This is a genomic window from Paenibacillus sp. CECT 9249 (assembly GCF_918697855.1).
In the GTDB taxonomy this organism is placed as follows: Bacteria; Bacillota; Bacilli; order Paenibacillales; family Paenibacillaceae; genus MSJ-34.
Map to the genome: position 1 here is coordinate 1 of NZ_CAKKLI010000097.1, position 2,569 is coordinate 2,569.

At 45.3% G+C, this 2,569-nt stretch carries 1 protein-coding gene and 1 riboswitch; the gene reads left to right on the plus strand.

Features of this window, described 5'->3' with window-relative positions; genetic code table 11:
* Positions 1 to 436 precede the first annotated feature (436 nt).
* Positions 437 to 536: riboswitch (purine riboswitch) on the plus strand.
* Between the two features lie 177 nt (positions 537 to 713).
* Positions 714 to 2,096 carry an NCS2 family permease gene (locus tag LQ229_RS26845; protein ID WP_216539000.1) on the plus strand — a complete coding sequence of 461 codons (1,383 nt, stop codon included), beginning with the start codon at positions 714 to 716 and terminating at the stop codon, positions 2,094 to 2,096.
* The last annotated feature ends 473 nt before the right edge of the window (positions 2,097 to 2,569 follow it).

The following is a 2,569-nucleotide window of genomic DNA, read 5'->3' on the forward strand; positions in this document are numbered from 1 at the left end:
TTGCGCGAACAGGCTCACGCTATATGGAGGCATCCTTTTCCTTTTCTGTGATACGGACATTATATTCGTCAATCCCTGGACAGGCAATACCGTCAGCTTTCGGGCATTATGCTTCAGCGTAAACAGTGATAACTCCAAACAGTGATTTGCATTTATTGCATTAAAATTGCATTATTTTAATTTTTTATATCATATTATAAGCATTGATACTTCCTAAAAACCCTTTAAAATCAATGATATTGCTCTATACCTAGTACGGTGAAAGTAGAGTGGGAATAACGACAGGCACCCGGAACCCTGCAACATGGGGCGATTCCGGGTGCTTTTTTATGGATCATTAGACTGTGAATCCGAACATTCTGAGAATTATATTCGACAATTATTCGTTTTTTTATTGACAAGAATCGCCCGTCTTTTTAGAATGAAATTGAGTGATAAGTGAATAACAAATGCTTTTCGTATAATCTCAGGAATTGGCCTGAGAGTCTCTACGAGGTCACCGTAATGATCTGGCTACGAAAAAGAAGAAATATTGCCTTTTTTGCGTCTTTTATGCAATGCGCTCGCGAAAGGCATGTTTTTCTTTCTTGTGCGGAACCTAGGAGATAAGCGGCCCGGGTTCTTTTTTTGTTGTTCCCATTCAATCGAGGTGCAGGCGGCGCTGCGCATGCTAAGGATGCCGCTCACAAAACTTTTAGGAGGAGTTCTAAACAATGGATCGTTTCTTTAAGTTAAAGGAACATGGGACAAATGTCAGAACGGAGATTATGGCAGGAATCACGACGTTCATGGCGATGGCTTACATTTTGGCCGTGAATCCGAACATTCTGTCGGGCGCGCCCGGCGGGGATTGGACGTCGGTATTTTTGGCTACCGCCATCGCGGCAGGGGTCATGACGATTCTGATGGGCTTGCTTGTCAACTTTCCTGTGGCGCTGGCGCCGGGGATGGGTCTTAACGCTTATTTTGCTACGGTTATTATTAGTTCGAACGGAACGTTTACATTTGAGATGGCTTTAACGGCCGTATTTATCTCGGGTATTATTTTTATATTGCTGACGGTAACGAAAGTGCGGCAAATGATGATTGTCGCCGTTCCGGACGGTATGAAGCATGCGATTACGGTCGGGATCGGATTATTTATCGGATTTCTTGGAATCAAAAATTCGGGCCTGATGTCGATCGCGCTCGAAGCGAAACAAGATTACGCGGCTAACGGTCACGTACCGCTGCTTTCGTTTGAAACGGTATTTCAGCTTGGAAGCTTGAGCGATCCGAACGTGCAAACGACCATTTTCGGCCTAGTGCTGATCGGCGTATTGATGGTCATCGGATTGCGCGGCGCGATATTGTTCGGCATTTTGGGTACGACGATTTTCGGCTTTTTCGTAGGGATTGTCGATTTCTCCAGCCTAAGTTCCCCGGAAACGACATGGATTCCGGATTTCTCTCAGCTGCGTTTCGCCGATTTCGATTTTAAAGGCGTATTACATGCGGGACTTATTACGGTCATTCTAACGTTTACTTTCGTGGAATTGTTCGACACGTTTGGAACGTTGATCGGTACGGCGAATCGTGCCGGCATCATGAAGGATAAAGAGAAAGGCACCAAGAAAGTCGGTAAGGCGATGCTGGTCGACGCGATCGGCGTTAGCGGCGGCGCGCTCGTAGGTACGTCGACGGTAACGGCTTTCGTGGAAAGCTCGTCGGGTATTGCGCAAGGCGGACGCACCGGTCTAACGTCGGTTACGACAGGCGTGCTGTTCCTTCTAGCCTTGTTCTTGGCGCCGATCGCTTGGTTGATTCCGGGCGCGGCGACGAATGCGGCGCTGATCATTGTCGGTGTGTTGATGGTGCAATCGGTTCGCGAGATCGATTTCTCCAATATGATTATCGCAATTCCTTCTTTCTTAACGATCGTGCTGATGCCGTTGACAGGCTCGATCGCCAACGGTATTTCGTTCGGGATCGTTACTTATGTAATTCTCGCTACGGTCGGACGCCTGAGCGGCAAAAGCGAACATAAAGTTCATTGGCTGATGTGGATTTTGGCCGTTATCGTCTTGGCTCGATATATTTTAATGGGCGGAGAATAATTGCGAATATAAGGAGTGCATATCGTTGCCGGTATGCGCTCCTTTTTCAATTTATAAGTGTCGTGTTGTTTCCGTGTGTCATCGTTTCCCATTAATTACAAGTTGATTATTTCCGAATAAGAGAGTATAGTAGTCGATGCCTGCTTAAGAGCAAGGTAAGTTGTTTACTTAATGGAAGTAACAATATAAAAAAATATCTTGCACTACTAGTTTAGATGTGCTATGATATAAGAGTTGTCGCTTAAAACGAGAGACAGCGAAATGGAAAAATGTTACGCTTGCATAAAGCGTGCGAGTGTGATACATTATATGCCTGTCGCCAAAAACGACATGGATTGCGAAAGTCATTTGTTCTTTGAAAACTGAACAACGAGCGAATTAAGCAACAATAAATGAGAACGACAAGTTCTCGTCAGCAACGAAATTTTGAGCTATTCGGCTCTTTCATATTCGGTTTTATCGGTTCTGCCGAT

Coding starts and splice junctions, on each gene's coding strand:
- LQ229_RS26845 (WP_216539000.1), top strand. CDS start 714: ATGGATCGTTTCTTTAAGTTAAAGGAACATGGGACAAATGTCAGAACG.